This is a genomic window from Serratia sp. JKS296 (assembly GCF_900215445.1).
In the GTDB taxonomy this organism is placed as follows: Bacteria; Pseudomonadota; Gammaproteobacteria; order Enterobacterales; family Enterobacteriaceae; genus Serratia; species Serratia marcescens.
In genome coordinates, this window is the sequence record NZ_OCMX01000001.1 from 3,905,704 (window position 1) to 3,931,605 (window position 25,902).

22 protein-coding genes and 1 other annotated feature are annotated in these 25,902 nt (G+C 60.8%); of the genes, 7 read left to right on the forward strand and 15 right to left on the reverse strand.

Going from position 1 to position 25,902, the window contains the following annotated elements:
- Nucleotides 1-147 precede the first annotated feature (147 nt).
- Nucleotides 148-1,839, forward strand: coding sequence for a YbaL family putative K(+) efflux transporter (ybaL, locus tag CRO23_RS18740; protein WP_004940247.1), 1,692 nt, complete (start codon nt 148-150; stop codon nt 1,837-1,839).
- A 54-nt stretch (nt 1,840-1,893) separates the two neighbouring features.
- Here the strand turns inward: ybaL and CRO23_RS18745 are convergent, their stop codons facing one another.
- The 12 genes from CRO23_RS18745 to CRO23_RS18800 form a co-directional block, all read right to left on the reverse strand.
- The gene (locus tag CRO23_RS18745; RefSeq protein WP_004940249.1) at nt 1,894-3,198 is read right to left on the reverse strand and encodes an inosine/guanosine kinase; all 1,305 of its coding nucleotides are present in this window, start codon (nt 3,196-3,198) and stop codon (nt 1,894-1,896) included.
- Nucleotides 3,199-3,288: 90 nt separating this feature from the next.
- A complete protein-coding gene (hemH, locus tag CRO23_RS18750; protein WP_046897495.1) occupies nt 3,289-4,251 on the reverse strand; it encodes a ferrochelatase in 963 nt (320 codons plus the stop codon).
- Between the two features lie 119 nt (nt 4,252-4,370).
- Nucleotides 4,371-5,534 (reverse strand): glycerate kinase, encoded by a 1,164-nt coding sequence (locus CRO23_RS18755; protein WP_079449600.1) that lies wholly within the window; start codon nt 5,532-5,534, stop codon nt 4,371-4,373.
- Nucleotides 5,535-5,543: 9 nt separating this feature from the next.
- Complete coding sequence (locus tag CRO23_RS18760) at nt 5,544-6,809, reverse strand: GntP family permease (RefSeq protein WP_016928831.1); 1,266 nt, start codon at nt 6,807-6,809, stop codon at nt 5,544-5,546.
- Nucleotides 6,810-6,928: 119 nt separating this feature from the next.
- Nucleotides 6,929-8,062 (reverse strand): sugar diacid recognition domain-containing protein, encoded by a 1,134-nt coding sequence (locus tag CRO23_RS18765; RefSeq protein WP_016928832.1) that lies wholly within the window; start codon nt 8,060-8,062, stop codon nt 6,929-6,931.
- 165 nt (nt 8,063-8,227) lie between these two features.
- A complete protein-coding gene (adk, locus tag CRO23_RS18770; protein WP_004940261.1) occupies nt 8,228-8,872 on the reverse strand; it encodes an adenylate kinase in 645 nt (214 codons plus the stop codon).
- A 202-nt stretch (nt 8,873-9,074) separates the two neighbouring features.
- Nucleotides 9,075-10,940 carry a molecular chaperone HtpG gene (htpG, locus tag CRO23_RS18775; RefSeq protein WP_016928833.1) on the reverse strand — a complete coding sequence of 622 codons (1,866 nt, stop codon included), beginning with the start codon at nt 10,938-10,940 and terminating at the stop codon, nt 9,075-9,077.
- Nucleotides 10,941-11,083: 143 nt separating this feature from the next.
- On the reverse strand, nt 11,084-11,689 hold the full coding sequence (gene recR, locus CRO23_RS18780) for a recombination mediator RecR (protein WP_004940263.1): 606 nt from the start codon (nt 11,687-11,689) through the stop codon (nt 11,084-11,086).
- Nucleotides 11,689-12,018, reverse strand: a complete 330-nt coding sequence (locus CRO23_RS18785) for a YbaB/EbfC family nucleoid-associated protein (RefSeq protein ID WP_004940264.1) — start codon at nt 12,016-12,018, stop codon at nt 11,689-11,691. The genes recR and CRO23_RS18785 overlap by 1 nt, the downstream gene beginning before the upstream one ends.
- Before the next feature lie 41 nt (nt 12,019-12,059).
- Nucleotides 12,060-14,018 carry a DNA polymerase III subunit gamma/tau gene (gene dnaX, locus CRO23_RS18790; protein WP_016928834.1) on the reverse strand — a complete coding sequence of 653 codons (1,959 nt, stop codon included), beginning with the start codon at nt 14,016-14,018 and terminating at the stop codon, nt 12,060-12,062.
- Nucleotides 12,663-12,727: a sequence feature (DnaX frameshifting element), on the reverse strand. It overlaps the preceding gene by 65 nt.
- Nucleotides 14,019-14,110: 92 nt before the next feature.
- A complete protein-coding gene (apt, locus tag CRO23_RS18795; protein WP_015376864.1) occupies nt 14,111-14,662 on the reverse strand; it encodes an adenine phosphoribosyltransferase in 552 nt (183 codons plus the stop codon).
- A 153-nt stretch (nt 14,663-14,815) separates the two neighbouring features.
- On the reverse strand, nt 14,816-15,196 hold the full coding sequence (locus CRO23_RS18800; protein WP_016928835.1) for a DUF454 family protein: 381 nt from the start codon (nt 15,194-15,196) through the stop codon (nt 14,816-14,818).
- A gap of 134 nt (nt 15,197-15,330) precedes the next feature.
- Here CRO23_RS18800 and priC point away from each other — a divergent pair, with 134 nt between their 5' ends.
- Nucleotides 15,331-15,867 carry a primosomal replication protein PriC gene (gene priC / locus CRO23_RS18805; RefSeq protein ID WP_028128221.1) on the forward strand — a complete coding sequence of 179 codons (537 nt, stop codon included), beginning with the start codon at nt 15,331-15,333 and terminating at the stop codon, nt 15,865-15,867.
- 106 nt (nt 15,868-15,973) lie between these two features.
- Nucleotides 15,974-16,153 (forward strand): pleiotropic regulatory protein RsmS, encoded by a 180-nt coding sequence (rsmS, locus tag CRO23_RS18810; RefSeq protein ID WP_016928837.1) that lies wholly within the window; start codon nt 15,974-15,976, stop codon nt 16,151-16,153.
- Nucleotides 16,154-16,184: 31 nt separating this feature from the next.
- Here the strand turns inward: rsmS and mscK are convergent, their stop codons facing one another.
- The 3 genes from mscK to acrR form a co-directional block, all read right to left on the reverse strand.
- Nucleotides 16,185-19,577 carry a mechanosensitive channel MscK gene (gene mscK / locus CRO23_RS18815; RefSeq protein ID WP_097102648.1) on the reverse strand — a complete coding sequence of 1,131 codons (3,393 nt, stop codon included), beginning with the start codon at nt 19,575-19,577 and terminating at the stop codon, nt 16,185-16,187.
- A gap of 100 nt (nt 19,578-19,677) precedes the next feature.
- The gene (locus tag CRO23_RS18820; RefSeq protein WP_016928839.1) at nt 19,678-20,031 is read right to left on the reverse strand and encodes a DsrE/DsrF/TusD sulfur relay family protein; all 354 of its coding nucleotides are present in this window, start codon (nt 20,029-20,031) and stop codon (nt 19,678-19,680) included.
- 11 nt (nt 20,032-20,042) lie between these two features.
- Nucleotides 20,043-20,726, reverse strand: a complete 684-nt coding sequence (gene acrR / locus CRO23_RS18825; protein WP_042705619.1) for a multidrug efflux transporter transcriptional repressor AcrR — start codon at nt 20,724-20,726, stop codon at nt 20,043-20,045.
- A 142-nt stretch (nt 20,727-20,868) separates the two neighbouring features.
- On the opposite strand from acrR, the gene sdeX reads away from it, so the two are divergent.
- From sdeX to ykgO, 4 genes are all read left to right on the forward strand, one after another.
- Nucleotides 20,869-22,056: a multidrug efflux RND transporter periplasmic adaptor subunit SdeX gene (sdeX, locus tag CRO23_RS18830; RefSeq protein ID WP_004940290.1), complete on the forward strand. Its 1,188-nt coding sequence runs from the start codon at nt 20,869-20,871 to the stop codon at nt 22,054-22,056.
- A 17-nt stretch (nt 22,057-22,073) separates the two neighbouring features.
- Complete coding sequence (gene sdeY / locus CRO23_RS18835; protein ID WP_016928842.1) at nt 22,074-25,220, forward strand: multidrug efflux RND transporter permease subunit SdeY; 3,147 nt, start codon at nt 22,074-22,076, stop codon at nt 25,218-25,220.
- A gap of 186 nt (nt 25,221-25,406) precedes the next feature.
- Nucleotides 25,407-25,661 (forward strand): type B 50S ribosomal protein L31, encoded by a 255-nt coding sequence (locus CRO23_RS18840; protein ID WP_004940303.1) that lies wholly within the window; start codon nt 25,407-25,409, stop codon nt 25,659-25,661.
- A gap of 12 nt (nt 25,662-25,673) precedes the next feature.
- The gene (gene ykgO, locus CRO23_RS18845) at nt 25,674-25,814 is read left to right on the forward strand and encodes a type B 50S ribosomal protein L36 (RefSeq protein ID WP_004940304.1); all 141 of its coding nucleotides are present in this window, start codon (nt 25,674-25,676) and stop codon (nt 25,812-25,814) included.
- Nucleotides 25,815-25,902: the final 88 nt, after the last annotated feature.

The window sequence follows — 25,902 nt, forward strand, 5'->3', positions numbered from 1 at the left end:
CGCGCCTTAAGTGAGATCCTCTGTTTTTTTACAGAAAAGGCCAAATTAGCCAAGCAAGCCGCGAACAAATGCAATAAACTAAATGTATCTTTTCGTAACTTTGTTGCGATTCTCCCGTGCCGCGATGCATAGCCAGAAGGAGTATGGATGCATAATTCAACACCGCTCATCACCACCATCGTCGGAGGGTTAGTACTCGCCTTCCTCCTCGGCATGCTGGCGAACCGCCTGCGCATTTCCCCTCTGGTGGGGTATCTGGCCGCAGGGGTGCTCGCCGGCCCGTTCACCCCCGGTTTCGTCGCCGACACCTCACTGGCGCCGGAACTGGCGGAAATCGGCGTTATCCTGTTGATGTTCGGTGTTGGCCTGCACTTCTCTTTGAAAGACCTCCTCGCAGTAAAATCTATCGCCATTCCCGGCGCCGTGGCGCAGATAGCCGTCGCTACCCTGCTCGGTATGGGGCTGTCCAAGCTGCTCGGCTGGGATCTGATCTCCGGTCTGGTGTTCGGCCTCTGCCTCTCCACCGCCAGCACCGTGGTGCTGCTGCGCGCCCTGGAGGAACGGCAACTGATCGACAGCCAGCGCGGGCAAATCGCCATCGGCTGGCTGATCGTCGAAGATTTGGCGATGGTGCTGACGCTGGTATTGCTGCCGGCCTTCGGCAATATGCTGGGCAACGACAACGCCAGCAGCAGCCAGCTGCTGATGGAGCTGGCGCTGACCATCGGTAAAGTCATCGCCTTCATCGCGCTGATGATCGTGGTCGGCCGCCGCCTGGTGCCATGGATCCTGTCGAAAACCGCCAGCACCGGCTCGCGCGAGCTGTTCACCCTGGCGGTATTGGCGCTGGCGCTCGGCATCGCCTACGGCGCGGTGAAGCTGTTCGACGTCTCCTTCGCGCTGGGCGCCTTCTTTGCCGGCATGGTGCTGAACGAGTCCGAACTGAGCCACCGCGCGGCGCACGACACCCTGCCGCTGCGCGATGCGTTCGCGGTGCTGTTCTTCGTCTCGGTCGGCATGCTGTTCGATCCGATGATCGTGATTAACGAACCGCTGGCGGTGCTGGCGACGCTGGCGATCATCGTGTTCGGCAAATCCGCCGCCGCGTTCCTGCTGGTGAAAATGTTCGGTCACTCCAAGCGCACCGCGCTGACCATTTCCGCCAGCCTGGCGCAGATCGGCGAGTTCGCCTTTATTCTGGCGGGCCTCGGCATCGCGCTCGGCATGATGTCGGAGCACGGCCGCAATCTGGTGCTGGCCGGCGCCATCCTGTCCATCATGCTCAACCCGCTGTTGTTCACCCTGCTGGAACGCTATCTGGCCAAAACCGAAACCATCGAAGAGCAAATCCTCGAAGAGGCGGTGGAAGAAGAGAAACAGATCCCGGTGGATATGTGCAATCACGCGCTGGTGGTCGGCTACGGCCGCGTCGGCAGCCTGCTGGGCGGCAAACTGGCCGAGGCGGGCATTCCGCTGGTGGTGATCGAGAATTCCCGCCCGCGGGTGGAAGCGCTGCGCGAACAGGGTATCAAGACGGTGCTGGGCAACGCCGCCAATCCGGAAGTGATGGATCTGGCGCGGCTCGACTGCGCGCGCTGGCTGCTGCTGACCATCCCGAATGGCTACGAGGCCGGCGAAATCGTCGCCTCAGCGCGCGCCAAGCGGCCGAACATCGAGATCATCGCCCGCGCCCACTACGACGACGAGGTGGCCTACATCACCGATCGCGGCGCCAATCAGGTGGTGATGGGCGAACGGGAGATCGCTAACAGCATGCTGAACATCCTGCAGCTGGACACCCTGAGCGAAGAAGAAAAAATGGGGGGCTGCCCGATCTGAGGCACCGCGCATAAAAAAAGGTCCGGCATGCCGGACCTTTTCTTTTTCAGCGGGTTAACGCTCCCAATAGGACTCTTCCAGGCTGTCTTCGCGCTCCGGCAGGCCGCGAGTGAGACGCGGCGAATGCTGGTTCAACACCTGGTAGCTGACGCGGTTGGCGTATTTGCACACCTGCGCCAACGAAGAGTATGTCAGGTAACTGCGCACGTGCTTGCTGGAGTTCGGCACGTTATGGCGGTGATAACCGTTGGCGGCGATATCGTGCAGCAACGCCGACAGCGCGCCGTCGCCGGCGCCGTTGGTGTTCATGATCTTCTCCGGCCCGCCCATATACGGCGCGATGTGCGAATAAACGCGCAGCGGATTTTCACAGTGCTCGCGGCGCATGGCGCGGCTGAACTCGTAGCGGTTGAACTCGGCGATATGCCCCGGCAACAGCGGGTGCTGGGTCTGGCGCTTATTGGCTTCTTCGGTGTAGCCCGCCATATACAGGCCATTCGGCCCGGCGGTGCACAGCACCAGATCCACCCACTCCAGCGCCATGTCCGACGCGGTCAGCGGATCGCTCAGCCCGGTCAGCTCCAGCGCTTCGTCTTCGTTCATCGCCAGAATCGTCACATTTTCCTTCAGGAAGTCGCGCCACCACTGCGGGTTGTCGGCGATCACGTACTTGGTGCCCAGCGTCAGCACCACCGGCACATCGTGTTTTTTGGCGTACTCGATCGCCTGCAGGGTCGCGTCCTTTATCGGCTCCCCTTCCTTGCAGCGCACCAGATAAGAGCTCAGCACCAGCGCCGACGCGCCGGCGATCACCTCTTCAGGAATGCTTTCCGGGCGCAGCTGGTTCATCTGGCCAGGGTTGATGGCGAAGGTGCGCTCGCCGCTTTCGCCGATCAGCGTGAAACAGCGGCCGATGGCGCCATCAACACCCTGCAAATAGTTAAGATCGGTGCGGCTGGAGGTATTGCACAGATAACGGTAGGCGTAGCTGCCGATTTTCACGTTGCTGCACATCACGCCGAGCAGTACCGAACGATCGTCCGCCAGCACCGAATAGTTGTGCATGGTATTGCCGATGGTGCCGCCGGCGAACTGATGGGTGACCAGGTTGTTTTCATTCAGTTCCTGATACAGCGCCTCGGCGACGTCGTCTTCGATCACCAGAGAGTGGCCCAGGCTCAGGCCGTAACGCTGGACAAAAGCATCGTCCACTTTTGCCTCGATATCCACCAGCGTCTGGTCGATGCCGACAATATACGAGGTGCTGATTTCACTTTCGGGCTGGGCCTGCTGCAGAAGCGGATCGCGGGCGCTCACCGGAAAATAGTGTTTGGACTTGCGTTTACCAGGAAATTTCATGTGATTGGCGGTGGTGACGGTTTAACAAGCGGAGAATGTTAACACATCCCCGCCCGATCACGATGCACCTAATAGACAGATTATGGATGATTACAGACGTTGCGCCACCAGCTGCTGCATCATGTCGATATGCGCCGGCTCGTCGTTCAACGCAGAGATGTATTCAAACTTCTCGCCGCCCGCCTTGAGGAATATCTCGCGGTTCTGCTCTTTGATCTCTTCCAGCGTTTCCAGGCAGTCTGCCGAGAAGCCGGGGCAAATCAGTTGAATGTGCTTCACGCCCTGCGCCGGCAACCCCTTCAGGGTTTCATCGGTATACGGCGTCAGCCAAGGCTCGCGGCCGAAGCGCGATTGGTACGTCATCATCACCCGCTCCGGCGCCAGCGGCAACGCGGCGCTCAGCGCTCGCAGCGTATCCTCGCAGCGCTGCGGGTAGTCGTCGCCAAGCCGCGCATAACGTTTGGGGATGCCGTGGAAAGACAGCACCAGCCGATCCGGCTGGCCGTGCTCGGCGAACGAGCGCTCCACGCTTTGTTGCAGCGCGGCGATATAGGCCGGGTGTTCGGCGTAATCGCGAATGAAGGCCACAGAAGGCAAGCGGCGATAACCTTTCAGCACCCGCGCCACGCCATCCCATACCGCCGCGCTGGTGGAACAGGAATATTGCGGATAGAGCGGCAGCACCACCAGGTTGGTCACGCCCTGCGCCAGCAGCTTGTCGATGGCTTCCGCCAGGCTCGGCGAACCGTAGCTCATGCCCAGCTCCACCGGCGTATTCGGCATGCGCGCCGCCAGCGCCCGCTGTTGGCGGCGGCTGTACACCAGCAGCGGCGAGCCTTCTTCCATCCACACCGACTGATAGAGTTTCGCCACGCGCGGCGAACGGATCGGCAAGATCGCGCCGTTGAGGATCGGCCACCAGATCAGCGGCGCCGTGTCGACCACGCGATCGTCACTGAGGAATTCCTTCAGATAGCGTTTGACCGCCGACGAGGTCGGCGCATCTGGCGTGCCCAGGTTCACCAGCAATACGCCGTGTTTCTCTTGCTTCATCTCAGTTCCCCTCATTTCCTTTCCGGCCGGCATTCCGTTCTGGGTCGGGATGTCAGCAGCCATTAATGCCGGCTATTGTAACGGAAAAGTCCTGCATCGAAACCGATAACAGCAACAGGCTATGCCTGTGGGCTTCTTCCTTGCGCCAGCTGCCATACCGCCGCCACGTTGCGCGCCGTCACCTGCAGATTGCGATCGGCGCCCGCCAGCGCTTCTTCCAGCGTCACAATGCGATCGAGCACCGAAAACGCCGCATCGATGCCGTGTTGATGCACCACCGAATAATCCGGCGTCAGGCTGCCGGCGATGGCGATCACCGGCACGCCGTAACGCTTGGCCACCCGCGCCACGCCGATCGGTGTTTTGCCGTGAATCGACTGGCTGTCCAGCCGCCCTTCGCCGGTGATCACCAGATCGGCATCGCGCACCGCCTCATCCAGGCGCAGGGTTTCAGTGACGATCTCGATGCCCGGCCGCAAACGCGCGTCGAGCATGCCAAGCAGCGCCGCCCCCATGCCGCCCGCCGCACCCGCCCCTGGCTGGGTCAGCACGGCGCGGCCGGTTTCCCGTTCCAGCAGTTCGCCATAGTGATGCAGCGCTGCATCGAGCTGCGCCACCATCTCCGGCGTCGCCCCCTTCTGCGGCCCGAATACCGCCGACGCGCCCTTTTCGCCGCACAGCGGGTTATCGACGTCGCAGGCGGCGGTCACGCTCACCCGTTGCCAACGCGCATCCAGCCCGGCGAGATCGAGGTGCGCCAGCTGCGCCAGCGCCGCGCCGCCCACCGGCAGCGGGCGACCATCCTTATCCAGCAATTTAACGCCCAGCGCCTGCATCATCCCAGCGCCGCCGTCGTTGGTGGCGCTGCCGCCGATGCCGAGAATGATCGCCTTCACGCCGCGTTCCAGCGCCGCCAGCATCAGTTCGCCGGTGCCGTAACTGGTGGTGATGCGCGGATCGCGCCGGTTGGGCGGCGCCAAATGCAGTCCGGAGGCGGCGGCCATTTCAATCACCGCGGTTTCGCCGTCGCCCAGCAGACCATAGAATCCCTGTACCGGCTCCCCCAGCGGCCCGGTGACCGTTACCTGGACGATCTCGCCGCCGGTGGCCGCCACCATCGACTCCACCGTGCCTTCGCCGCCGTCCGCCATCGGCAGCTTCACGTAGTGCGCCTGCGGATAAATCTGACGGAATCCCCGTTCGATGGCGTCGGCGACGCCGAGCGCGCTCAGGCTCTCTTTGAAAGAATCCGGAGCAATAACCACTTTTTTCAGCGCTTTCATCACTGTTCCTTATCCCGCCAGGTTAAATACGCCAAACATCAGCGCCGAGATTGCCGCGATGGTGAACCCCACCAACGTTTCATACGGCAGCAGCTTGAGCCGCTCGTGCACCGCCATATTGACGCTGCCGCCGGTGGCGTGGAAGAAACTGCCATGCGGCAGGTGATCCAGCACCGTGGCGCCCGCGTGGATCATCGCCGCGCCGGCCAACCCGCTCACCCCCAGTTCCAGCAGCGTGGAGCTGAACACCCCGGAGGCGACGGCGGTGCCGGCGGTGGTCGAGGCGGTCGCCATCGACATCAGCGCGCCGGACAGCGGCGCCAGCAGCCAGGCCGGCAGCCCGGTGTGCGTTAAGCCGTTAATCAAGACATCCTTCAGCGCCGAATTGGCGATGATGCCCGCCAATGTGCCGGTGCCGAGCAGCATGATCGCCACCGGCGCCATGCGCGACAGGCCGGAAACCATAAACTGATTGCACTGACGAATGCGCCCCATCAGCAGCGCACCCGCCAACCCGCCGGCCGGCAGCGCGATCAGCGGATCGACGGCGATCCCGGCGATCGGCCGCAGCGACAGCAGCAGGATCGCCACCAGCGGCGCGCTGATCGCCGCAGCAAAACCCGGCCGCGCTCCTTCGGCATGCTGAGTCAGCTCTTCGGCCATCACCCTGCTGCCTTTATCGCTCAGGCGACGCGCCAGCAGATAGGCCACCACCAGGCCGCACAGGCCCGGCACGATGCCGGCCATCATCACCGAAGTGAGCGGCACATGGAAGTTGTCCGCCGCCGCAATGGTGTTCGGGTTAGGCGACATCACGTTGCCGGCCTTGCCGCCGCCGATCATCGCCAGCAGGATCGCCGCGCGTGAAATGCCGGCCTTCTGGGCGATCGACAGCGCGATCGGCGCGACGGTGATCACCGCCACATCGATAAACACCCCCACCGCCGTCAGGATAAGTGTAGCCACCGCCAGCGCCAGCAACGCGCGGGTTTCGCCCACCTTGCGCACGATGGTTTCGGCGATGGTGTGCGCCGCGCCGGATTCGATCAGCACCCCGGCCAATACCCCCGCCGCCAAAATGCGCATCACGGCGTTGGTGATGCCCTGCGCCCCGCCGATCATCAGCGTCACGGTCTGCACCAGGTCGGCGCCGCCGCACAGCCCGCCCGCCAGCGCGCCGGCGATCATGCCGTAAGCCGGCGGCACCTTGCGTAGAATCAGGACGATGGCGACGGCTAACGCCACCAGCGCCCCCAGAGTGGATACGGTTGTCATTGTTGTTTTCTCCGTGGTTGATGTGCAGGCCAACATATCGCGCGCGTCCGGCGTTGACCTGAGGGGAAACAACAAAAAAGCGCCGGGGGAACGGCGCGGAATTTGTGGGTTGGCACAACTCAGTCGTGCATCAGCATGCCGATAAACAACCGCAGAGAGTCAGTTAATTGATTGATTTTCATGCCGGTTATCGCTTCAATGCGCTGCAGGCGATAACGCAGGGTATTGACGTGAATATGCAGCTGCGCGGCGGTCTGCGTCTGATCACAATTCTGCGAAAAATAGTGGCGCAGCGTACTGCGCAGCACGCCTTTTTCATCCTGTTCGCCCAGCGTCCGCCAGGGGCGCCCCAGCTCTTGCGCGCGCCAGTCCTCTCCCAGATCGCACAGCAGCGACGGCAACGGATAGTCGTGGTAGAACAGCGTGGCGTGACGCAGTTTCAGGCGCTGCGCCATTGCCTGGGTGGCGCGCGCCGTCAGGCTGGAACGGTAGGCGCTTTGCGGATCGTCATAAAAACCGCCGACGATCAGCCGCACCCGAAAGCGGTGTTTAAGCTGATTTTGCAAACGCTGCGCCTGCTGGCGCTCCAGCTTCAAACTCCATTCGCCCTGAGCCATGCAGGCCGGGCGCAACAGGGTCATTTCATTGAAGCCGGTAATGGCGATCAACGCGTCGCGCTGGGTGGCCTCCAGCTCCGCCAACAGCTCGCGCAACAGGTGCGGCTGCGCCTCTTGCAGCTCGACGATCCACACGATGCGCGTCTGGCGCAGATCCAATCCCAGATACGCCGCCATCGCTTCCAGCGACGCCGTGTTCGGCTGCGGCTGCAACAGCTGGTTCGCCAGCTCTTCCCGATAGCGCTTTTCCCACTGGTGCTGATCCAGCAGCGCCGCCTGCTCTACCATCATCTCCGCCGCCATCTTGACCAACTCGGCGTAGGCGCGCACCTCGGCCGGTTCGCCGGAAATGCCAATCACCCCCACCCGCTGGTTACGAAAGCTGAACGGCAGGTTGATGCCGGGCCGCACGCCCTTCAGGTGCTCGGCGGTGGCGCGGTCGATTTCCACCACCCGATTCTCCGCCAGCGCCAGCACCGCGCCTTCATGGCGCTGGAACAGGCGCTGCGGGTTGCCGGAGGCGATGATCACGCCGTTGCTGTCCATCACGTTGACGGAATGGCTGATGATGCCCATCGCCCGCTGGACGATCTGGCGCGCGGTGGCTTCCGCCAGAAGATTGGTTTGTCTGAGCATGCCCGGCTCCCTGCTGAGGGTGAAAACGCAGGCTTGTTATACGCCATTTGGCGTGGGCGATTAACGGGCACGGTTGCAACAAGCCGCCGCGATCACAATTTGGCGGCAAAACGGCAAAAAAAACGCCGAGCCACGGGCCCGGCGTCATGCACAATGCGCTTGCGATCAACCGAGGATGGTCGCCAGCTCTGCGCTCACTTCGGCCACCTTGCGGGTGCCGTCGATTTTGCGGTATTGGGTGTTGCCCGCTGCCGCTTCTTTGCTGTAGTAAGAGATCAGCGGCGCGGTCATCTGATGGTATTCCACCAGACGCTTGCGTACGGTCTCTTCCTGATCGTCCTTGCGCGTGGTCAGCTCTTCGCCGGTCACGTCGTCTTTGCCTTCCACCTGCGGCGGATTGAACTTCACGTGGTATACGCGGCCAGACGGCGCGTGCACGCGGCGGCCAACGATGCGGTCAACGATCAGCTCGTCCGGCACGTCGAACTCCAGCACGAAGTCCACGTTGATGCCGGCTTCTTTCATCGCGTCAGCCTGCGGAATGGTGCGTGGGAAACCGTCCAGCAGGAAGCCCTTGCGGCAATCTTCCTGAGCGATGCGCTCTTTGACCAGCGCGATCACCAGTTCATCGGTCACCAGCTTGCCGGCGTCCATGATCTCTTTCGCCTGCTTGCCCAGTTCACTGCCGGCCTTCACGGCTGCGCGCAACATATCACCGGTGGAGATTTGCGGAATGCCGTATTTCTCCATGATGAATTGAGCCTGAGTACCTTTACCAGCGCCCGGAGCGCCCAGCAGAATGATACGCATTGCGTAAATCCCCTTGCTATGTAGTTTTTATAAAATTGCGAAAACGCTCAACGATACCATTTCAGGGGGGGCAGGCTCAAGGCGCGCGAAGGAAATCGATTGCGGAATGTGCAAAAAAACCGACGAACAAAAGGCGAGAAAAGGTGGGGAAAAACCGAAAATGCGCCCCTAACGGTGCCGTTAAGGGCGCATATCTTCAACTTTAGGCGGACAGCAACTTATTCATGCGGCGGATGAACAGGTTCGGATCCTCCAACGTGCCGCGTTCAGCCAACAGCGCCTGATCCAATAGCAGGTCGATCCATTCGGCAAAATGTTCGTTATCGCCCACGTCGGATGCGCGTTTGACCAGAGCATGTTCCGGATTAAGCTCGAAAATGTACTTCACTTCCGGCGCCTGCTGGCCGGCGGCGGCGAACAGCTTGGCCATCTGGGTGCTCATTTCGTCGGCGTCGGTCACGACGATCGCCGGCGTATCGGTCAGGCGGTGCGTCAGGCGCACATCCTTCACACGATCGCCCAGCAGGGTTTTCACGCGTTCGATGAATGGTTCCAGTTGCTTCTCGGCGGCCTTCTGCTCTTCGGTTTCATCCGCCAGTTTATCCAGCGCTTCATCCGCCTTGCTGACCGACTGGAACGGCTTGCCGTCGAACTCGGTCAGGTAGCTCATCATCCACTCGTCGATGCGATCGGACAGCAGCAGCACTTCGATGCCTTTCTTGCGGAACAGCTCCAGGTGCGGGCTGCTCTTGGCCGCGGCGTAGCTGTCGGCGGTGATGTAGTAAATCTTCTCCTGGCCTTCCGCCATGCGGCCGACGTACTCTTCCAGCGATACGGTCTGCGCCGAGCTGTCGCCGTGGGTGGTCGCGAAGCGCAGCAATTTGGCGATCGCTTCCTGGTTGCCGTTGTCTTCCGCCGGGCCCTCTTTCAGCACCAGACCGAACTGCTGCCAGAATTTCTGGTAGCCTTCGGCGTCGTCTTTGGCCAGCTTGTCCAGCATCTGCAGCACACGCTTGGTCAGCGCGCCGCGCAGGTTTTGCGTCACGCGGCTGTCTTGCAGGATCTCGCGCGACACGTTCAGCGGCAGATCGTTGGAATCGATCAGGCCGCGCACGAAGCGCAGGTAGTTGGGCATGAACTGCTCGGCGTCGTCCATGATGAACACGCGCTGCACATACAGCTTCAGGCCGTGCTTGTGATCGCGGTTCCACATGTCCCACGGCGCCTGCGCCGGGATGTACAGCAGGCTGGTGTATTCCTGCTTGCCCTCCACCCGGTTGTGGCTCCAGCTCAGCGGATCGGTGAAGTCATGGGCGATGTGTTTGTAGAACTCTTTGTACTCTTCGTCGGTCACGTCAGCCTTGCTGCGGGTCCACAGGGCCTGCGCCTTGTTGATCTTCTCCCAGGTGACGGTGTCGTCTTCTTCGTTTTTGCTTTCGATCTCCACCGGCAAGGCGATGTGATCGGAATATTTGCCGATCACCGAACGCAGGCGCCAGGCGTCGAGGTACTCATCTTCGCCTTCGCGCAGATGCAGGGTGATTTCGGTGCCGCGGGTCTCTTTGGTGATGTCGGCGATGGTGTAGTCGCCTTCGCCGGCGGACTCCCAGAACACGCCTTCGTCATCGGCGGCGCCGGCGGCGCGGGTGCGCACGGTCACTTTGTCCGCCACGATGAACGCCGAATAGAAACCGACGCCGAACTGACCGATCAGTTGGCTGTCTTTCGCCTGATCGGAACCGATGGACTCCAGGAACGCTTTGGTGCCTGACTTGGCGATGGTGCCGAGGTTTTCAATCACTTCTTCGCGGCGCATGCCGATGCCGTTGTCGGCGATGGTCAGGGTGCGCTGCTCTTTATCGAAGGACAAACGTACGCGCAGTTCGCCGTCGCCGGCGTACAGCTCTGGCGCGGACAGGGCGCGGAAGCGCAGCTTGTCGGCGGCGTCAGAGGCGTTGGAAATCAGCTCGCGCAGGAAAATTTCTTTGTTGGAGTACAGCGAATGGATCATCAAATGAAGCAGCTGTTTTACTTCAGACTGGAACCCGCGGGTTTCTTGACCTTTCATACTCATTGATTACCTCAAAAGACAATGGCTACCAAAATCGAACAATGAGGATCAGATGAGGGTCAGGGTGTTGTTTTTCAAGCGGACAGCGGGAATTTTTTGGCAAAAAACGGTGGGGCCGGGCGGCCCCATCCGGGAAAACATCAGAACTTGATGGCGTGGCGCCCGGCCAGCGAATGCGACAGCGTGGTGCCGTCGACCATCTCCAGCTCGCCGCCCACCGGCACGCCGTGGGCGATGCGGCTGGCGAGCACGCCATACTGGCCGCACATCTCGGCGATGTAGTTGGCGGTCGCTTCCCCTTCCACCGTCGGGTTGGTGGCGAGGATCACTTCGGTGATGCTTTCCTTTTCCAGCCGTTGCTCCAGGCGATCCAGACCGATATCGCCCGGCCCGATGCCGTCCAGCGGCGACAGATGCCCCATCAGCACAAAGTAGCGCCCGGCGAACTGGCCGGTCTGCTCGATGGCGTGGATATCCGCCGGGCTTTCCACCACGCAAATCTGGCCGTTTTGCTGACGGCGCGGATTGGCGCAAATAGTGCAGACGTCCTGTTCGGTGAAGGTGCGGCAGTCGGCGCAGTGGCCGATCTCCGACATCGCGCGCGTCAACGCCTGCGCCAGGCGCATCCCGCCGCTGCGATCGCGCTGCAGCAGCTGAAACGCCATGCGCTGCGCCGATTTCGGGCCGACGCCCGGCAGGCAGCGCAACGCCTCCATCAGGGATTCAAGGAGCGGGCTGGTTTGCATCAGAACGGCATCTTGAAGCCAGGCGGCAACTGCATGCCGCTGGAGACGGAAGCCATTTTCTCTTTCTGAGTCTCTTCGATGCGGCGCGCGGCGTCGTTAAACGCAGCGGCGATCAGATCTTCCAGCATCTCTTTGTCGTCTTCCATCAGGCTAGGATCGATCTCCACGCGGCGGCAGTTGTGCGCGCCGTTGATGGTGACTTTCACCAGGCCCGCGCCGGATTCGCCGGTCACTTCCAATTTGGCGACTTCTTCCTGCATCTGCTGCATTTTTTCTTGCATTTGCTGGGCTTGCTTCATCAGGTTGCCCAGACCGCCTTTACCAAACATAGTCGTCTCTCGTCGCTAGGGCCGCGCACCTCGCGCGGCGTTTAAAGGGGACGAATACTCTCTTCATCCAGATCCGCGTCGAAGAATCGGCGCAGCGTCTGAATGTTGGTATCCGCTTCGATGGACTGGCGCGCCTGCGCCAGCTTTTCTTCATAGATGGCTTGTCGCCATTCCAGCGGGGTCCGCCCCGCCGGATTATCGTCCTCCACCACGGTCAGCTCAATCGGGCCGCCGTACAGCTCACCGAGCGCGTCGGCCAGCGTCTTCTGCGCCGAAGGCGAATTCAGATGGCGCTGCGAAGACCGCAGATGGAGGTTAATTTTGCCCGGCTCCGGCTGCTGCTTGAAGGCGTTCAACGCCAGCTGCTGCACCAATTTCGGGATCTTCAGCTTATCGATTTCCGCCGCCCAGGCGTCGCGCTCCAGCGACTCCACCACCAGCTTGGCGGCCAGCTCCGGCGTTTTCTCGTGCTCCAACGCCGTGCGCAGCGCTTTCGGCGTCGCCAGCGGTTCCGGCGCCGCTTCCGGCTCGGTCTGCGCGCGCCAGCGATAGGCTTCCGGTTTCGCCGGTTTTTCCGGCACCTTCTTCTCCGCCAGGCGCTGCTGGCTGCGCTCGGTCACGGAAGCCAAACGCCCCAGCGCCGAGTTTGCCGGCCGCGCTATTCCTGGCGCCGCCGGCTCATTCTTTTTTGGTGTGGATGCTCCCTGCTGCCGTTGCAGCTGGGACCGCGCTTTCAACAGCTGGGCGGTGGCATCCGGTAAAGGGGCCGATGATTGTCGCTGTGGCGCGGCCGGCTGCCCTAGCGGCGGCGGCGCGTCCTGAAACTGCGGCGGCTGTTGTGAAGCGGCGGCCTGCGGCTGCGCCATCGGCGCCGGCGCGGTCTGCACCAACGCCACCGGCTCCGGGATCACCGCTTTCGGGTGAAACGCCAGCGCACGCAGCAGGGTCATCTCAACCCCCATGCGGCGATCCGGCGCATAGGCCAGCTCTTTGCGGCCCACCAACAGCGTCTGGTAGTAAAGTTGCACATCGGCCGGCGGCAGGGTTCGCGCCAGCTCGCGCAGCCGTTGCTCCACGGCGGCGTACTGGTTGTCGAGCATCGAAGGCAACAGCTGCACCATCGCAATGCGATGCAGCAGCGCCAACGTCTCCACCAGCAGATTTTCCCAGTCCACGCCGCGCGAAGCGGCCTGCGCGACCTGCGCCATCACCTTTTCGCCGTCGGCGCTGACCAGCGCTTCGAGGATCGCCAGCGGTTGCTCGTCATCGAGCGTGCCGAGCATCTGGCTGACGGTGGCGGCGGTCACCTGCCCCTGCCCCATGGCGATCGCCTGATCGGTCAGGCTCAGCGCGTCGCGCATGCTGCCGTCGGCGGCGCGCGCCAGCAGCTGCAGCGCACGCGCGTCGCTGGTGATCTGCTCCGCCGTCAGCACCGTTTCCAGCTGCTGACGGATCTGATCGACGTCCAGCGCTTTGAGGTGGAACTGCAGACAGCGCGAGAGAATGGTCACCGGCAGCTTTTGCGGATCGGTGGTGGCCAACAGGAATTTGACGTGCGGCGGCGGCTCTTCCAACGTCTTCAGCAACGCGTTGAAGCTGTGGCGCGAGAGCATGTGCACTTCGTCGATCAGGTAGACCTTGAAGCGGCCGCGCGCCGGCGCGTACTGGACGTTGTCCAGCAGATCGCGGGTATCTTCCACCTTGGTTCGGGAAGCGGCGTCGATCTCAATCAGATCGACGAAGCGCCCCTGCTCGATCTCGCGGCAGTTGTCGCATTGGCCGCACGGCGTGGCGGTGATGCCGGTTTCACAGTTCAGGCCTTTGGCCAGCAAGCGGGCGATGGTGGTTTTCCCCACGCCGCGCGTGCCCGAGAACAGATAGGCGTGATGGATCCGCCCCAGTGAGAGGCCGTTGGCCAGCGCGGTCAGGACATGTTCCTGGCCGACCACGTCTGCGAACGTTTGAGGGCGCCACTTACGGGCGAGAACCTGATAGCTCATTAATACCGGAGAAGTCGAGGAATCTGGAGGGTCATGCTAACACAGCCCCGCGGCGATCCGCGAGGCCGTTGTGCCCAAGGGGCAATGCCGCATCAATGGCCGGCGAAGTCCACCAGGCAGTAGCAATCGATGCCCAGCTTGTTCAGACGCGCTTCCCCGCCCAGATCCGGCAGGTTGATGATGAACGCGGCGTCGTTCACTTCACCGCCCAGACGGCGGATCAGTTTGGTGGTCGCTTCGATGGTGCCGCCGGTCGCCAGCAGATCGTCCACCACCAGCACTTTGTCACCCGCAGTGATGGCGTCGGTGTGGATCTCCAGCTTGTCGGTGCCGTACTCCAGCTCATAGCTTTCGCTGAGCGTGGCGCGCGGCAGTTTGCCCGGTTTGCGCACCGGCACGAAACCGACGCCCAGCGCCAGCGCGACGGGCGCGCCGAACAGGAAACCGCGCGCTTCGGTACCCACCACCTTGGTCACGCCCGCTTCGCGATAGCGCTCAACCAGCAGCTCGATGCTGGCGGCGTAGGCCAACGGGTTTTCCAGCAGGCTGGTCACGTCGCGGAACAGGATGCCCGGCTTCGGATAATCCGGGATGGTTTTGATACTGTCTTTAATAAACTGAAGCTGCTGCGCAGTAGCGGTCATAATTGTTGCCTGATAAAACTGCCTGAAAACCGGCGCGCCGCTCACCCGCCGCCCCCGGGTGAAACACACCGGAGAAGAAATGGCAGGCGATCCGCGCACGAAAACGCCCAAATCTATGCAAACTGGCGGACAAATGCAACCAGCGGCGCACAATCAGCGCTGTTTTTGTTGCGGCAGGTCAATAACCGGCAGGCGCAGCATAAAGGTCAGCAAAATAGCCAGCATCAGCAGCAACAGCCCGCGCACCCACCAGATTTTCACCAGCCACAGCGAACAGGCGAAGGTAAGTACAATAACCAGCACCGCCTTCCACTTCGCCCCCGGCGGCAGCGCGCGATGCTGCTGCCAGTGGCGCAGATAAGGTCCGAACCAGGAGCGGTACAGCAGCCAGTGATGAAAGCGCGGCGAAGAGCGGGCGAAACACCAGGCGGCCAACAGCAGGAACGGCGTGGTCGGCAGCAATGGCAGCACCACGCCCAACGTCGCCAGCACCACCGCCAGCCAACCCAAAATGATCAATAACCCACGCGTCATGCGGCTCTTCGCTCCTCAATCGGTTGCCGCCTACTGTAGCATCGGCGCCGCGCCGGCGGAATATGCGTACGGCGCTTGTTTCACGGCAGGATCGCGGGCAAGCTTACGCCTGTTGAAATCAAGAGGGAGCTTATGTGAGCACTCAGCGTCTATTACAGGTGTTGGCACAGCAGATCGCGGCGCTGGCGGCCGAAGTGACCCCGCGCGGCGACGTTCCGATCCCGCAGGCGCGCTTCGACGCCGCCCTGTTCGCCAATCGCGGCACGCGGCTGCGCGACTACCTGGCCGAAGTGGAGAAAAATTTCGGCCAATTGCAAAGCGCCGCCAACGACAACCGCACCAGCCAGGTGGCCTTTCTGGCCGAAAAACTGGTGGCTCAAATCTCTGCCCTGCAGCGCGAGCTGGCAACCCAGGCGCTGCGGCGCAAGAACCAGCCGAAAGAAGCCCCCGAGGCCGATCTGTACCACAAACTGGCCGAACATCAGGACTACGAACGCCGGCTGATCGCCATGATTCAGGATCGGGAAAGCCTGCTGGGGCGCCAGACCACGCTGGCGGCGCAGCAAAAGCTGCAGCACGAGCTGGCGGCGCTGGAGGGGAGACTGATGCGCTGCCGTCAGGCGCTGGCGCGCATCGAGCGCAATATCGAGCGCAAAGAAAACGGTTTTTGAAGATTTATCACAATATTTTAATGATTATTCCCGGTTGCGCGCCGGGTTCACTATACTCTGCCGAGACACGAGTTTTTCATCCCATTAATTAATAAGCGCAGGTGCTATGTCTCTGGAAAACGCCTCACCCGAACTGCAGCTGGCGGTAGACTTGATTTACCTGCTGGAATGCAACGAGATCGATCCGGCTACCGCGCTGGCGGCGCTGGATATCGTCAAACGGGATTATCAGGAAAAGCTGCAGCGCGCCGGCGTCACCTCGCCCTATCTGCCCGCCGGACAGTAACCGGGGACAGCGCCGCTGTCCCTTTCGCCTCTCATTGCTTATCCGCCGCCGTCTGGCCGCCGTCGTCCGGCGACAGCGTTCTTTTCACTTCCTGCACTTCGTTGCCCTGCTGGTTATGCAGATACACCTCCAGCTGGTTGAAAGCGATGTCGATGTCGTTTTCCCGGCACAAGCGGTCGATTGAGCGATTCAGTTCATCCACCGTGTAGCTGCGATCGCGCAGTTCGCGCACATAGAGCCGCAGTTCGTGATCCAGCGTGCTGGCGCCGAAGTTGAGGAAGAACACCTGCGGTTCGGGATCGGTCATCACCCGCGGGTTGTCGTGCGCCGCCTGCAGCAGCACCTTTTTCACCTTGTCGAGATCGGAGCCGTAGGCCACGCCGACCTTGATCAGCACGCGGGTGATGGTATCGGACAACGACCAGTTGATCAGCCGCTCGGTGACGAACGCCTTGTTCGGAATGATCACCTCTTTGCGGTCGAAGTCGGTAATGGTGGTGGCGCGAATGCGGATCTTGCTGACCGAACCGGAGAAGGTGCCGATGGTGATGGTATCGCCGATGCGGATCGGGCGTTCGAACAGAATGATCAGACCGGAGACGAAATTGGCGAAGATCTCCTGCAGGCCGAAGCCCAGCCCGACCGTCAGACCGGCGGCCAGCCATTGCAGTTTGTCCCAGGATACGCCGAGCGATCCCAGCGCAACCACGGCGCCCACGGCGGTAATCAGGTAAGTGAGCACGGTGGTGATGGCATAGGACGCCCCCTGCCGCAGCTGCAGCCGCGACAGCACCACCACCTCCAACAAACCGGGCAGGTTGCGGGTGAGCACGTAGGCGACGATCACCGCGGCGATCGCCACCATCATGTTGCCCAGCGTCACCGCCTGCGCCACGCTGCTGCCCGCCACGGTGCTGGTGTAATGCCACAGCGTGATGCTGTCCAGGTAAGCGATGACCGTCACCAGATCCGACCAAATGGCGTAGAAGGCGCTGGCGAAGATGGCGAACAGCACCAGGGTGGTCAGGCGCAGCGACTGTTGGTTGATCTGATCGAGCGCCAGCGGCGGCTCTTCCACCACCGGTTCACCGCCTTCGGCCCCCTCTTTCGCCACGTTTTGCCGCCGCGCCAACGCGCGCCGGTAGGCCAGACGCCGCGCCGCCACGCTCAGGCCGCGCAGGGCAGTCAGGTACACAATATTCCACAGGAAAAACAGATACAGGCTGTCTATCCAGCGGCTGGCCAGCCGCAGCGTGGTATAAAAGTAGCCGGCGAACATCAGCCCCAGCAGGATCAGCGGCGTGGCGGCCAGCGCAGTGACCATCACCAGCCGCACGGCGTGCGAGCCCTTTTCACGCCAGCTGTCGCGACACAGCGGGAACACCAGCACCGTGAGCAGCGCCAGCGTCAACATCACCACGATCTGGCCGATAACGTCTTCCACCAGGCGCAGCGGCGCTTTTTCGCCCAATACCGACCAGAAGATCAGCGGCTGCAGCGCCAGCCCCAGCCGCAGCGTCTGGCGGCGGTAATGCGCGCACAGGTTGGGGCCGAAGTTGAAATGCCGCTCGGCGATGCCGCCCGGTTTCAGCATGCGGTAACTGAAAACGAATACCAGCCATGACAGCGCCAGCTGCTGCGACAATGCCCAGATAAAGTCGCTGATGCCAAAATCTGCGCGATACATCCAGAAACCGACGCCAAGGAGCAACGCGGCGCCGGGCAACACCTTCAGCAAGGTCAGCGCGATGGCCTTCGGCGTATGCAGTTGGCCGTCGCGCTTCAGTTGCCCCACATCGTTGGCCAGCTTTTGTAAATGGCCGTCGATCAGCCGGTAGCGCCAACGCAATACCCCGATCGCCAACAGCAGCGGGATCAGGAACACCAGCGCATTCACCCCGCCCTGCAATAGCTTGCCGCCGTCGAATTTGAGATCGAGCCCGGCAATCTGATCGCGCACCGCCTCCGGCATCGCCTTCAGCCACGCCAGATCGACCGGCTTGTTGCTGTTGACCCAGAAAATCTGCTGGGTCAGCGTATCCTGCAGCGAGCCGTAGACGCTGGTGAGCTGCTGTTGGTTAATCTGCAGGTTGATCGACAGCGACAGCTGGTTACTGAGCTGCTTGTTCAACTGATCCAGCAGTTCGCGGCGCATGTCGACGATCTCGTTCAACGCGTCGATCACTTCCGGGCCGGCCTTTTCCTTGCTCTCGGTCACCAGCTGGTTGATGTAATCTTCGCCCTTGAACAGATCGTCGCGTTGCTGATTGATATCGAACTGCTCCAGCCGCAGATCGGCGATGCGCGTATCCATATCCGCCAGCAGCGTGCCCTGCGGCAGGCTTTGCTGCTGCTGATACAGAATGCGCGATAGCACCAGGCTGCCTTTCAGCACCTGGATCTGCTCTTTCAGGTTACGCTCCGCCTGCAGCCCGCGGTCGAGCCAGTTCTTGACCCGAATGTTCTGCTGGAACAGGGTGTTGCTCTCTTCGGTGGCGGCGATCAGCCGCTGGCTCAGTTGGCGGTTGACGTCCAGCTGCTTGCTGACCAGCTGATCGTGCTGAATATCGGTGGCGTCTTCCGGGTTCTGCGCCTCTTTGGCGGTCTTTTCGGACAGCGTCAACCGCTTGCTGTTGACGATCTCCTGCAGCAGTTGCACCGACCGATCGAGCGCATCGATATGCGCGGTGGTGTAATCGCGCTGCTTTTGCAGCAGATCCTGCAGCGTGGTATTGGCCTCCAGGCTTTTACGCTGCAGCTCCAGCTGCGCATTGAGCAGCGCCTGCTCGGTGCTCAGCATCACCTGCTGACTGTTGCGCAGCGAATCTTGCCCCGGCGTCTGGCCGCTGAGCTGGCTGCGGATCTCCTGCAGGCGCTGCGAGGCGGCGTACATGGTGCTTTGTACCCGCTCGGGCTGGGTTTGCAGCGACACCAGTTGGCTGTTGTAGGTGGAGAGGCTCTCCTGCGCGCTTTGCAGCTCGTCGAGCGTTTGATACAGCCGGCTTTCCAACTGACGCAGCGACAGCGGCAACAGCGCAGCGCGCGCCGCCGCATTGTCTACCGGCTGCTTCAGCGCATCCAATTCGGCGGTGACCTGACTGAGTTTCGCCGGCGCCTGCTGCACCTGCTGTTTAAGCTGCGCGGCGTCTTGCCGATTGCGCTCAAGGGCATCCAGCAGCTCCAGCGTGCGGGTCAAATCCTGCTGGGAGAGCTTTTCGACCGGCGTCAGGGCTTTTTGCTTGTTCAGCATTTCCAGCTGGCTTTGCACTTCGCTGCGCTGCGGCAGATCGCCGCTCAGCGCCGCCTGCGCCGGCGAGCTGAACGCGTAAATAAGGAAAAGGAGAGTCGCGGCGGCGATGCGCCGCCGGCATGCGCCGACAAACATGAGCGGCGCCAGAGAAGGCAGAGTCAACCAGCGATGCATGATTTAGCTTCGGATCGGTTAAGAAGCCTGAAGATTATCACGATCGCCGGCAGGCAACGAACAACAAAAGCGTTGCCGGTGATGTCCCATTGTCGCGAAATCAGAAAGTCAGCACTTTCTCCGCCGCCAGCGTCCACTGCGCCAGCTCGACCAAGGTGCCGATCGCCACGCCGTCCGCCAGCGGCAAGCGGCTGACGCCGCGCGCGTCGGCGCAGGTCTTGCACAGCTTGACCGGCACCTGCTGCGCGGTGAGGATTTCCAGCATCTGCTGCAGGTGGTACCCCTCGTGCGGCTGCTGCCCGGCCAACCCGGCCACCACCGCATCGGACATCAGAAACAGCCGCAGATCGAGATCGCTCTGCTGCTCTTTCATGGCGATGGCCAACCGCAGCGCATTGAACAAGGATTCGTGGCCATAGGCGGCGCCATTGGCGATGAGAACGACTGATGACATGAAATCTCTCCTTATAAAGGCAGGGAGCCGGCGTTGGACGGTGCTGCCGTCGGCATATCGGATTTGAGGCGCAAGGTGGGGCAAAACTGCAGCATCTCCAAAAACGCATCCACCAGCGCTTCGGCTTCAGCCCGCAAATCGAAACTTTCCGGCATAAACAGCCAGTTTTCCAGCAGGCCGGTGATATAACCGCGCAGGATGATCGCCGCGCGACGAGTGTGCAGATCGGCCGGCAATTGCCCGTGGTGAATGCAGTTGCACAGCACCGCCTCGATGCGTTCGTAACCGGCGAGGTACAGCACCTTGCGCGAATCCAGCAGCGGCATCATTTCACCGACAAACTCGCATTTGTGGAATATAATTTCCATCAACGCCCGCCTGCGGCCGTCTTCAACCGTAGACGTCAGAATGTAAATCAGAATTTCTCGGATAACCCGCAGTGGATTATCGGGAAACTTTGCCTGATACTCTGTTTCGAGCTGGTCAATTTTCGGCTCGGTAGATTCCCAAACTTCATTAAACAGGTCTACCTTATTCTTGAAGTGCCAGTAAATGGCTCCACGCGTAACCCCAGCAGCGGTGGCAATATCTGTCAGTGACGTTGCAGCAACGCCACGTTCAGAGAACTCTCTCACCGCAGCATCGAGGATTTGCTGTCGGGTTTCTTGCGCCTGCTGTTTGGTTTTTCGTGCCATGGCATTGTTATTTAGGGGGAGTGTGATTTACATACATTCGCGAATGTATGTACCATAGCACGCACATATAATTAACGCAGCAATGGGTTTTAAAGCTTGTGATCCATTGATCATTTTGAAATCGGACACTTGAGGTTTTTCTATGAACAAAAACAGAGGGTTAACGCCTCTGGCGGCCGTTCTGATGCTTTCAGGCAGCTTAGTGCTAACAGGATGTAACGATAAAGAAACCCAACAGCAAGGTGCCCAACAACAGGCACCTGAAGTGGGCGTAGTCACCTTGAAGGCCGAGCCTCTCAACATCACTACCGATCTTCCTGGCCGCACCGCTGCGTATCGTATCGCCGAAGTTCGCCCTCAGGTCAGCGGCATCATCCTGAAGCGCAACTTCGTCGAAGGCAGCGATATCAAGGCCGGGACGTCTCTGTACCAAATCGATCCCGCAACCTATCAAGCCAGCTACGACAGCGCGAAAGGCGATTTGGCCAAAGCACAGGCCAGCGCTTCCATCGCACGCGTGACGGTAAACCGCTACAAGCCATTGCTGGGTACCAGCTATATCAGTAAGCAGGACTACGACAACGCCGTCTCCACGCTGCAGCAAGCGGATGCCGCCGTCGTGGCCGCCAAGGCCGCCGTCGAAACCGCGCGCATTAATCTGGCGTACACCAAAGTGACCTCCCCGATCTCCGGCCGCATCGGCAAATCCGCCGTGACCGAAGGCGCGCTGGTCAGCAACGGCCAGGCGACCGCCCTGTCCACCGTGCAGCAGTTGGATCCGATGTATGTCGACGTCACCCAGTCGAGCACCGACTTCCTGCGCCTGAAGCAAGAACTGGCCAGCGGCGCGCTGAAGCAGGAAAACGGCAAGGCCAAGGTGAAACTGATGCTGGAAAACGGCACCGAATATGCGCAGGAAGGCACGCTGGAATTCTCTGACGTCACCGTCGATGAGACCACCGGTTCCATTACCATTCGCGCCCTGTTCCCTAACCCGAACGATACGCTGTTGCCTGGCATGTTCGTGCGCGCCCGTCTGGACGAAGGCGTGCGCAGCGATGCGCTGCTGGTGCCGCAGCAAGGCGTCACCCGCAACCCGCGTGGTGAAGCGACGGCGTTAGTGGTCGGTGCAGACGATAAAGTTGAGCTGCGCACGCTGAAGGCGGATCAGGCGATTGGCGACAAATGGCTGGTTACCGATGGCCTGAAAGCCGGCGATCGCGTGATCGTCTCCGGCCTGATGAAAGTGCATCCAGGCGCGCAGGTAAAGGTGCAGGAAGTTGACACTCAGGCGCAAAAACAGCCGCAGTCTGAAGCGCAGAAGTCATAAAAAGGAGCCTGTAATACATGGCTAAGTTCTTTATAGACCGCCCAATTTTCGCCTGGGTAATCGCCATCATCGTCATGTTGGCGGGGGTGCTTGCAATAATGAAACTGCCGATCGCGCAGTATCCCACTATTGCACCGCCGGCGGTGAGTATTTCCGCCACCTACCCGGGCGCAGATGCCAAAACGGTGCAGGATACCGTCACGCAGATTATCGAACAGAACATGAACGGTATCGATAACCTGATGTACATGTCCTCCACCAGTGATTCCTCTGGTAGCGTCACCATTACCCTGACGTTTGATTCCGGCACCGATCCTGACATCGCGCAGGTTCAGGTTCAGAACAAACTGTCGTTGGCCACCCCATTGCTGCCGCAAGAAGTTCAGCAACAGGGCCTGAAAGTAGAAAAATCCAGCAGCAGCTTCCTGATGGTGGCCGGCTTCGTTTCCGACGATCCGAACATGACGCAGGACGATATTGCGGACTACGTGGCGTCCAACATCAAGGATCCGATCAGCCGTTCGTCCGGCGTGGGCGAGGTGCAGCTGTTCGGTGCCCAGTACGCGATGCGTATCTGGCTGGATCCGAACAAGCTGAACAACTACCAGCTGACGACTACGGACGTGACCTCCGCCATCACCGAGCAGAACAACCAGATCGCCGCAGGCCAGCTGGGCGGCCTGCCGCCGGTGCCGGGGCAACAGTTGAACGCCTCGATCATCGCGCAGACCCGTCTGACTTCGCCGGAAGAGTTCGGCAAGATCCTGCTGAAGGTGAATACCGACGGTTCCCAGGTGCGCCTGCGCGACGTCGCTCACATCGAGCGCGGCGCGGAAAGCTATGCCGTTACCGCGCGTTATAACGGCAAGCCTGCCGCCGGCCTGGGTATCAAACTGGCAACCGGCGCCAACGCCTTGAACACCGCCAAAGGTGTGAAAGACGAGCTGGCCAAGATGGCGCCATTCTTCCCGCAAGGGATGAAAGTGGTTTATCCGTACGACACCACCCCGTTCGTTAAAATCTCCATCAACGAAGTGGTGAAAACGCTGATCGAAGCCATCATCCTGGTGTTCCTGGTGATGTATCTGTTCCTGCAGAACTTCCGCGCGACGCTGATCCCAACCATCGCGGTGCCGGTAGTACTGCTGGGGACCTTTGCGATACTCGCGGCGTTCGGCTTCTCGATAAACACCCTGACGATGTTCGGCATGGTGTTGGCGATCGGCCTGCTGGTGGATGACGCCATCGTGGTGGTGGAAAACGTCGAGCGCGTCATGTCCGAAGAGGGGCTGCCGCCGAAAGAAGCCACCCGTAAATCGATGGGCCAGATCCAGGGCGCGCTGGTGGGCATCGCCATGGTGCTGTCGGCGGTATTCGTGCCGATGGCGTTCTTTGGCGGCTCAACCGGCGCCATCTATCGCCAGTTCTCGATCACCATCGTGTCCGCGATGGCGCTGTCGGTGCTGGTGGCCTTGATCCTGACGCCGGCGCTGTGCGCCACCATGCTCAAACCGATCCCGAAAGGCGATCACGGGGTTAAAACAGGCTTCTTCGGCTGGTTTAACCGCATGTTCGAGAAGAGCACGCATCACTATACCGACAGCGTGGGCAACATCCTGCGCAGCACCGGCCGCTATCTGATCATCTACCTGCTGATCGTGGTTGGCATGGGCCTGCTGTTCCTGCGCCTGCCTTCCTCGTTCCTGCCGGACGAAGATCAGGGCATCCTGTTGACCATGGTGCAGTTGCCTGCCGGCGCCACCGAGTCCCGCACCAACAAAGTGCTGGAAGAAGTCTCCGACTACTTCCTGAACAAGGAAAAGGACAACGTGGTTTCGGTGTTTACCGTCGCGGGCTTCGGCTTCAACGGTAACGGCCAGAACAACGGCCTGGCATTCGTCAGCCTGAAAGACTGGGGCGAGCGTCCGGGGGCCGGGAACAAGGTCGAAGCGATCGCGGGTCGCGCCATGGGCGCCTTCTCGCAGATTAAAGAAGGCCTGGTGTTCCCGTTCAACCTGCCGGCGATCATCGAACTCGGTACCGCAACCGGCTTCGACTTCGAGCTGATTGACCAGGGCGGCCTGGGGCACGAAAAACTGACCGAAGCGCGTAACCAGCTGTTGGGCATGGTTGCTCAGCATCCGGACGTGCTGGTGGGCGTGCGCCCGAACGGCCTGGAAGATACGCCGCAGTTCAAACTGATCGTCGATCAGGAGAAAGCCAAGGCGCTGGGCGTGAGCATCACCACCATCAACAGCACGCTGAGCACTGCACTGGGTGGTTCGTACGTCAACGACTTCATCGACCGCGGTCGTGTGAAGAAGGTGTACGTACAGGCCGAAGCGCCGTTCCGCATGCTGCCGGAAGACATCAACAAGTGGTACGTGCGCGGTACCAGCGGCCAGATGGTGCCATTCTCCGCCTTCTCTTCGGCTAAGTGGGAATACGGCTCACCGCGTCTGGAACGCTATAACGGCTTGCCGTCGATGGAAATTCTGGGCCAGGCCGCACCGGGCAAGAGTACCGGTGAAGCGATGAACCTGATGGAGCAACTGGCGTCCAAACTGCCAAGCGGCATCGGTTACGACTGGACCGGCATGTCCTATCAGGAACGTCTGTCGGGCAACCAGGCGCCGGCGCTGTATGCCATCTCGATTCTGGTGGTGTTCCTGTGTCTGGCGGCGCTGTATGAAAGCTGGTCCGTGCCGTTCTCGGTCATGCTGGTATTGCCGCTGGGGGTTATCGGTGCGTTGTTGGCCGCGACGATGCGCGGCATGAACAACGACGTGTACTTCCAGGTGGGGCTGCTGACCACCATCGGTCTATCGGCGAAGAACGCCATCCTGATCGTGGAATTCGCCAAAGACCTGATGGAAAAAGAAGGCAAAGGCCTGATCGAAGCGACATTGGAAGCGGTGCGTATGCGTCTGCGTCCAATCCTGATGACGTCCCTGGCCTTCATCCTCGGGGTTCTGCCGCTGGTTATCAGCAGCGGTGCGGGCTCCGGCGCACAGAACGCGGTTGGTACCGGCGTAATGGGCGGGATGATCACCGCTACCGTCTTGGCGATCTTCTTCGTACCGGTGTTCTTCGTGGTGGTTCGCCGCCGCTTCAGCAAGAAGAACGAAGACCTGGAACACAGCCATCCGGTAGAGCACCACTGATCGCTCAGTGATGTGAGCTCCACCTGATAATCGAAAAGGCCGCGCATGCGGCCTTTTTATTTTGTTTCAGTTACTTAATGCAAACCATTCTCATTAATTCACTTTTGTGTGCAATTTGCGCTTGATCGCGATGCCAGGTCGGCGCATAATTATTGTTATAGTATAACATTACATGAGAGGGCCATTATGAAACCCGGCATCCACCCCGATTACCGCACCGTGGTGTTCCACGACGTCAGCGCCAATGCCTACTTCAAAGTGGGATCGACCATCAAAACCGATCGCACTATCGAACTGGACGGCGAAAGCTGGCCGTATGTCACCCTCGACGTCTCTTCCGCTTCGCATCCGTATTACACCGGCAAGCAGAAAGACTATTCCAAAGAAGGCAGCACGGCGCGCTTCCAGCAGCGCTTTGGCCGCTTTATCGGCAATAAGTAACAAGGAAACCCCATGCAGGTATTGAGTTCATTGCGTTCGGCGAAAAACCGCCACCCGGATTGCAAAGTCGTGCGTCGTCGTGGCCGCATCTATGTGATCTGTAAAAGCAATCCGCGATTCAAAGCGGTACAGGGACGTAAGAAAAAGCGTTAACTCCCAAGTGTCATCTGTCGCAAAGCCCCGTTGCTGCTCAACGGGGCTTTTTTTATGGCGAGAAAGTGCCTGCAAGCTGTCCCCCACC

Coding starts and splice junctions, on each gene's coding strand:
- ybaL (WP_004940247.1), top strand. CDS start 148: ATGCATAATTCAACACCGCTCATCACCACCATCGTCGGAGGGTTAGTA.
- CRO23_RS18745 (WP_004940249.1), bottom strand. CDS start 3,198: ATGAAATTTCCTGGTAAACGCAAGTCCAAACACTATTTTCCGGTGAGC.
- hemH (WP_046897495.1), bottom strand. CDS start 4,251: ATGAAGCAAGAGAAACACGGCGTATTGCTGGTGAACCTGGGCACGCCA.
- CRO23_RS18755 (WP_079449600.1), bottom strand. CDS start 5,534: ATGAAAGCGCTGAAAAAAGTGGTTATTGCTCCGGATTCTTTCAAAGAG.
- CRO23_RS18760 (WP_016928831.1), bottom strand. CDS start 6,809: ATGACAACCGTATCCACTCTGGGGGCGCTGGTGGCGTTAGCCGTCGCC.
- CRO23_RS18765 (WP_016928832.1), bottom strand. CDS start 8,062: ATGCTCAGACAAACCAATCTTCTGGCGGAAGCCACCGCGCGCCAGATC.
- adk (WP_004940261.1), bottom strand. CDS start 8,872: ATGCGTATCATTCTGCTGGGCGCTCCGGGCGCTGGTAAAGGTACTCAG.
- htpG (WP_016928833.1), bottom strand. CDS start 10,940: ATGAAAGGTCAAGAAACCCGCGGGTTCCAGTCTGAAGTAAAACAGCTG.
- recR (WP_004940263.1), bottom strand. CDS start 11,689: ATGCAAACCAGCCCGCTCCTTGAATCCCTGATGGAGGCGTTGCGCTGC.
- CRO23_RS18785 (WP_004940264.1), bottom strand. CDS start 12,018: ATGTTTGGTAAAGGCGGTCTGGGCAACCTGATGAAGCAAGCCCAGCAA.
- dnaX (WP_016928834.1), bottom strand. CDS start 14,018: ATGAGCTATCAGGTTCTCGCCCGTAAGTGGCGCCCTCAAACGTTCGCA.
- apt (WP_015376864.1), bottom strand. CDS start 14,662: ATGACCGCTACTGCGCAGCAGCTTCAGTTTATTAAAGACAGTATCAAA.
- CRO23_RS18800 (WP_016928835.1), bottom strand. CDS start 15,196: ATGACGCGTGGGTTATTGATCATTTTGGGTTGGCTGGCGGTGGTGCTG.
- rsmS (WP_016928837.1), top strand. CDS start 15,974: ATGTCTCTGGAAAACGCCTCACCCGAACTGCAGCTGGCGGTAGACTTG.
- mscK (WP_097102648.1), bottom strand. CDS start 19,577: ATGCATCGCTGGTTGACTCTGCCTTCTCTGGCGCCGCTCATGTTTGTC.
- CRO23_RS18820 (WP_016928839.1), bottom strand. CDS start 20,031: ATGTCATCAGTCGTTCTCATCGCCAATGGCGCCGCCTATGGCCACGAA.
- acrR (WP_042705619.1), bottom strand. CDS start 20,726: ATGGCACGAAAAACCAAACAGCAGGCGCAAGAAACCCGACAGCAAATC.
- sdeX (WP_004940290.1), top strand. CDS start 20,869: ATGAACAAAAACAGAGGGTTAACGCCTCTGGCGGCCGTTCTGATGCTT.
- sdeY (WP_016928842.1), top strand. CDS start 22,074: ATGGCTAAGTTCTTTATAGACCGCCCAATTTTCGCCTGGGTAATCGCC.
- CRO23_RS18840 (WP_004940303.1), top strand. CDS start 25,407: ATGAAACCCGGCATCCACCCCGATTACCGCACCGTGGTGTTCCACGAC.
- ykgO (WP_004940304.1), top strand. CDS start 25,674: ATGCAGGTATTGAGTTCATTGCGTTCGGCGAAAAACCGCCACCCGGAT.